The organism is Emticicia fluvialis, from assembly GCF_024793945.1.
GTDB lineage: Bacteria > Bacteroidota > Bacteroidia > Cytophagales > Spirosomataceae > Emticicia > Emticicia fluvialis.
On record NZ_JANUSD010000033.1, the window covers coordinates 1 to 5916 of the forward strand.

At 46.8% G+C, this 5916-nt stretch carries 2 tRNA genes and 3 rRNA genes; all 5 read right to left on the reverse strand.

Going from position 1 to position 5916, the window contains the following annotated elements:
- Positions 1-162: 162 nt before the first annotated feature.
- Positions 163-274 (reverse strand): 5S ribosomal RNA (gene rrf, locus NZ848_RS21405).
- 113 nt (positions 275-387) lie between these two features.
- Positions 388-3197, reverse strand: a 23S ribosomal RNA gene (locus NZ848_RS21410).
- A gap of 239 nt (positions 3198-3436) precedes the next feature.
- Positions 3437-3513, reverse strand: a tRNA-Ala gene (locus NZ848_RS21415).
- Between the two features lie 83 nt (positions 3514-3596).
- Positions 3597-3673 (reverse strand) — tRNA-Ile (locus NZ848_RS21420).
- Between the two features lie 166 nt (positions 3674-3839).
- Positions 3840-5345, reverse strand: a 16S ribosomal RNA gene (locus NZ848_RS21425).
- Together the 16S, 23S and 5S rRNA genes with 2 tRNA genes alongside form the textbook arrangement of a ribosomal RNA operon.
- Positions 5346-5916: the final 571 nt, after the last annotated feature.

Here is a 5916-nt window from a genome sequence, read left to right on the forward strand (position 1 = left end):
GTAAGAAATATTACTTTCTTCCTCTTTAGACTCGCCAAGATTTATGCGTAGTCCCCAACTTTTTCGCTTGAGCCATTGATCCCAAAAATCATTTGTGATTTGCGTTGGGCAAAATGCAAAAAAAAAGACCTTAGAATTGCTTCTAAGGTCTTTGGAATAAAAAACTGGCGTCTACTTACTCTCCCAAGTATGAACTCAGTACCATCAGCGGTGCGGGGCTTAACTGCTCTGTTCGGGATGGGAAGAGGTGTTCACCCGCCCTATTGACACCATGAAGATCTTAATGATTCTTTCGCTAGTTAACTAACACCGAATCCTGAATATCTTATTGGCCATTAGGCTTTCATTATATGACTTTAATGGAGAGAGAAAAAAACAGATAAAAAAATTAGGAGCCCTCGATTCATTAGTACTACTCGGCTGGGTGTTACCACTTTTAGACCTGTAGCCTATCAACGTCATCGTCTATGACGAATCTCAATGGAAGACTCATCTTGAGGAGGGTTTCACACTTAGATGCTTTCAGCGTTTATCCCGTCCGTACTTGGCTACTCTGCCGTGCCCTTGGCAGGACAACAGATGCACCAGCGGTACGTCCAACTCGGTCCTCTCGTACTAAAGTCAGACCCTCTCAATCTTCCAACGCCCACCACAGATAGGGACCGAACTGTCTCACGACGTTCTGAACCCAGCTCGCGTGCCACTTTAATCGGCGAACAGCCGAACCCTTGGGACCTTCTCCAGCCCCAGGATGTGACGAGCCGACATCGAGGTGCCAAACCTCCCCGTCGATGTGAGCTCTTGGGGGAGATCAGCCTGTTATCCCCGGAGTACCTTTTATCCTTTGAGCGATGGCCCTTCCATACAGAACCACCGGATCACTATACCCCTGTTTCCAGCCAGCTCGACTTGTAGGTCTCACTGTCAAGCAGTCTTTTGCTATTGCACTCAACGCACGGTTACCAAGCGTGCTGAGACTACCTTTGGAAGCCTCCGTTACTCTTTTGGAGGCGACCACCCCAGTCAAACTACCCACCAAACGGTGTCCTCGCAGCGCGAGTTAGAATCCAAATAACCAAAGGGTGGTATTTCAACGTTGGCTCCCCGATGCCTGGCGACACCGGTTCACAGCCTCCCACCTATCCTACACATCAGTTACCCGAATTCAACGTTAAGCTATAGTAAAGGTTCACGGGGTCTTTCCGTCCCGTGGCGGGTAAGCGGCATCTTCACCGCTACTACAATTTCGCCGAGCTCACAGCTGAGACAGTGCCCAGATCGTTACACCATTCGTGCAGGTCGGAACTTACCCGACAAGGAATTTCGCTACCTTAGGACCGTTATAGTTACGGCCGCCGTTTACTGGGGCTTCGATTCAATGCTTCTCTTGCGATGACATCCCCTCTTAACCTTCCAGCACCGGGCAGGTGTCAGGCCTTATACTTTGTCATTAAACTTAGCAAAGCCATGTGTTTTTGTTAAACAGTCGCCTGGGCCATTTCTCTGCGGCCTCATTGCTGAGGCTCCCCTTCTCCCGAAGTTACAGGGTTAATTTGCCGAGTTCCTTAGCTGTGACTCACTCGAGCACCTTAGGCTTCTCGCCTCGACTACCTGTGTCGGTTTACGGTACGGGTGGTAAATGGCTGAAGCTTAGCGGCTTTTCTTGGAAGCGTCTTCACGAGTTCGATTCAGCCTAAGCCTCCTCTCAACGCCCTATTCCGTCAGGACGTACCCACTCCAACTCTCCGTCCCCGCATCGCACCATCACCAGTACAGGAATATTAACCTGTTTGCCATCGGCTTCTGCTTTCGCATTATCCTTAGGACCCGACTAACCCTCAGTTGATTGACGTAGCTGAGGAATCCTTAGTCTTTCGGTGTGTATGGTTCTCACATACATTATCGCTACTTATCCCTACATTTGCTTTTCTATCCGCTCCAGCATACCTCACAGTACGCATTCGCCGCAAATAGAATGCTCTCCTACCCAAGATTTAAATCTTGACTAAACTTCGGTACTATACTTGATGCCCGTTTATTATCGATGCCCGCCTCGCTCGACCAGTGAGCTGTTACGCACTCTTTAAATGATTGCTGCTTCCAAGCAAACATCCTGGCTGTCTCTGCAATCAGACTTCCTTAGTTCAACTTAGTATAGATTTAGAGACCTTAGTTGTAGTTCTGGGTTCTTTCCCTTTTGGACTCGGACCTTAGCACCCAAGCCCTCACTGCCGAGTATATTATATCGCATTCGGAGTTTATCAGAATTTGGTAGGATTTGACTCCCCCGCATCCTATTGGTAGCTCTACCTCGATATAACTCAACCTCGACGCTGTACCTAAATACATTTCGGAGAGTACGAGCTATTTCCCAGTTTGATTAGCCTTTCACCCCTACCCACAGTTCATCCAAAAACTTTTCAACGTTAACTGGTTCGGTCCTCCAGTTGGTTTTACCCAACCTTCAACCTGACCATGGGTAGATCACAAGGTTTCGCGTCTACAGCCACCGACTATTCGCCCTATTCAGACTTGCTTTCGCTTCGACTACGTATCTGAAATACTTAATCTTGCCGGTGACCGTAACTCGTAGGGTCATTATGCAAAAGGCACGCCGTCACTGGACTTGCCAGCTCCGACCGCTTGTAAGCGTACGGTTTCAGGTTCTATTTCACCCGGGTACTCCCCGTGCTTTTCACCTTTCCTTCACAGTACTAGTTCACTATCGGTGTCTCAGGAGTATTTAGCCTTGGCGGATGGTGCCGCCGAATTCAGAGGGGATTCCACCGGTCCCCACCTACTCAGGATTCTGCTCGTTGTATTATCGGTACGTTTACGTGTCTCTCACACTCTATGGATGACTTTCCCAAATCATTCAACTTAAATAATACTCCTAAATGCAGTCCTATAACCCCACTCTTGCCGTAACAAAAATGGTTTGGGCTTCTCCGCGTTCGCTCGCCACTACTTGCGGAATCACTGTTGTTTTATTTTCCTTCGGTTACTTAGATGTTTCAGTTCACCGAGTTAGCTCCATACTCTGTATGGTAATAGTTCTTCAAACTATTGGGTTGCCCCATTCGGAAATCTACGGATTACAGAAAATGTGCTTCTCCCCGTAGCTTATCGCAGCTTATCACGTCCTTCTTCGCCTCTGAGACCCTAGGCATCCTCCGTACGCCCTTATGTAGCTCCTACATTATCTCTTTTCTTCTCTCTTCCATCATGTCAAATAACTTCATCCAATCTTAACTGAACTCTTACCACCTACCAAGCTGTGCTAGATATGATAAGAATGTCGTCCAGTCTTAACTGACTTGTGGTATTTCTACCTTGTTTCTTCGTAAAGAACTGTATCCGATTTTTAAAAGTATCAGTTAACTTATTTACTCTTCATCTATTCACTAATTCACTCATTCTTCATTCGTGATTAGTCTGGTGGAGGATAACGGATTCGAACCGTTGACCCCCTGCTTGCAAAGCAGGTGCTCTAGCCAGCTGAGCTAAACCCCCTTTATTTTAATCGTGAATTAGTTAATCTTGAATCATGAATATTTTATTCGATCATTCGCCATTCTCTCATTCGCCATTCAACTTGGTGGGCCTGCGTGGACTCGAACCACGGACCTTTACATTATCAGTGTAACGCTCTAACCACCTGAGCTACAAGCCCCTTGCAGAGTTTGCAGTTTAATGGCTTGTAGTTTTGCTTTCCCTACAATCACTACACCTGTAAACTTCCGTTCCTTCACTCTTAATACATAACTTGTTGATGAGAATACAAATGCTTGATCTTTCGTGTCAGTCGTTTTTATTTCTTTCTGTGAAGAAATCTCTAAAAAGGAGGTGTTCCAGCCGCACCTTCCGGTACGGCTACCTTGTTACGACTTAGCCCCAGTTACTGGTTCTACCCTAACGAAATCTTTTACCTTCCGCTTCAGGTCTACCCAACTTCCATGGCTTGACGGGCGGTGTGTACAAGGTCCGGGAACGTATTCACCGGATCATAGCTGATATCCGATTACTAGCGATTCCAGCTTCATAGGGTCGAGTTGCAGACCCCAATCCGAACTGTGAACGACTTTTTGTGATTGGCTTGCCATTGCTGGCTCGCAACACTCTGTATCGCCCATTGTAGCACGTGTGTTGCCCTGGACGTAAGGGCCATGATGACTTGACGTCGTCCCCTCCTTCCTCTCTACTTGCGTAGGCAGTCTTGTCTGAGTCCCCAACTTTACTTGATGGCAACAGACAACAGGGGTTGCGTTCGTTGCGGGACTTAACCCAACACCTCACGGCACGAACTGACGACAGCCATGCAGCACCTTGTTTTGGGCCATTGCTGGCTTATCCATTTCTGAATAATTCCCTCACATTCTAGTCCAGGTAAGGTTCCTCGCGTATCATCGAATTAAACCACATGCTCCACCGCTTGTGCGGACCCCCGTCAATTCCTTTGAGTTTCACCGTTGCCGGCGTACTCCCCAGGTGGATTACTTATCGGTTTCCCTTGGTCACTGACTCTCGCCAACAACTAGTAATCATCGTTTACTGTGCGGACTACCAGGGTATCTAATCCTGTTTGATCCCCGCACTTTCGTGCCTCAGCGTCAGTGTAACTGCAGCAGACTGCCTTCGCAATCGGTATTCCTTCTGGTATCTAAGCATTTCACCGCTACACCAGAAATTCTATCTGCCTTCTGTTAACTCAAGCTAACCAGTATCAACGGCATGTAAAACAGTTAAGCTGCTACCTTTCACCGCTGACTTAATCAGCCGCCTACGCACCCTTTAAACCCAATAAATCCGGATAACGCTCGCCACCTACGTATTACCGCGGCTGCTGGCACGTAGTTAGCCGTGGCTTATTCTGCCGGTACCGTCAACTCCCTTCGCAAAGGTTCTTTTCTTCCCGGTCAAAAGCAGTTTACAACCCAGAGGGCCTTCTTCCTGCACGCGGCGTGGCTGGGTCAGGCTTGCGCCCATTGCCCAATATTCCCTACTGCTGCCTCCCGTAGGAGTCTGGCCCGTATCTCAGTGCCAGTGTGGGGGATTCTCCTCTCAGAGCCCCTAAAGATCGTAGACTTGGTGAGCCGTTACCTCGCCAACTATCTAATCTTACGCATGCTCATCTCTATCCGATAAATCTTTTAAAATCTCTTGATGCCAAGAAATTTGTTATGCGGTATTAATCCGGGTTTCCCCGGGCTATCCCCCAGATAAAGGTAGATTGCATACGCGTTACGCACCCGTGCGCCGGTGTAGTATTGCTACCACCCCTCGACTTGCATGTATTAAGCCCGCCGCTAGCGTTCATCCTGAGCCAGGATCAAACTCTCCATTGTAAATGTCAAAGTTTGCCTGACTACTTAAGGTCTCGCATTTGCATTCTCAACAAGTTAATGAACTTTATTCATCCAGTCTCGCAACCTTCCGACTTGTTAAATCTAATTAAGCTCTCTCTCTCTTCAACCTCCCCCTCAACCGCTTAATCAATTCTTATTTTAACTCTGAACTTTTCTTTTCGTTTTTCCGTTTTCTTATTTTAGTAAGCGAAACGGACTGCAAAGTTACTGCTCTTTTTTGAATTAAAAAAATATTTTTTCATATTTTTTTTCACTCTCCTTATCGCCTCTTCCTCTTCTCTCTTTCCTTTTTCAATCAATCGGGGTGCAAAATTCTGAATTTATTTTTACATTCCCAAATTATTTTTGAAGTTTTTTTTGCCTCGCTCTCATCTCCCGTTTTCCTCTCCTTTTCTCCTTTCTCTTTCGATTAACCGGGGTGCAAAGGTCTGACTTTATTTTTACAACTCCAAATTAATTTTACTCTTTTTTTTACCCATCCCCCAATTCCCTGATTCCCACCTTTTTACTATGCTCATGCTATGTAACGCTCAGTGTTTCTTCCATTTTT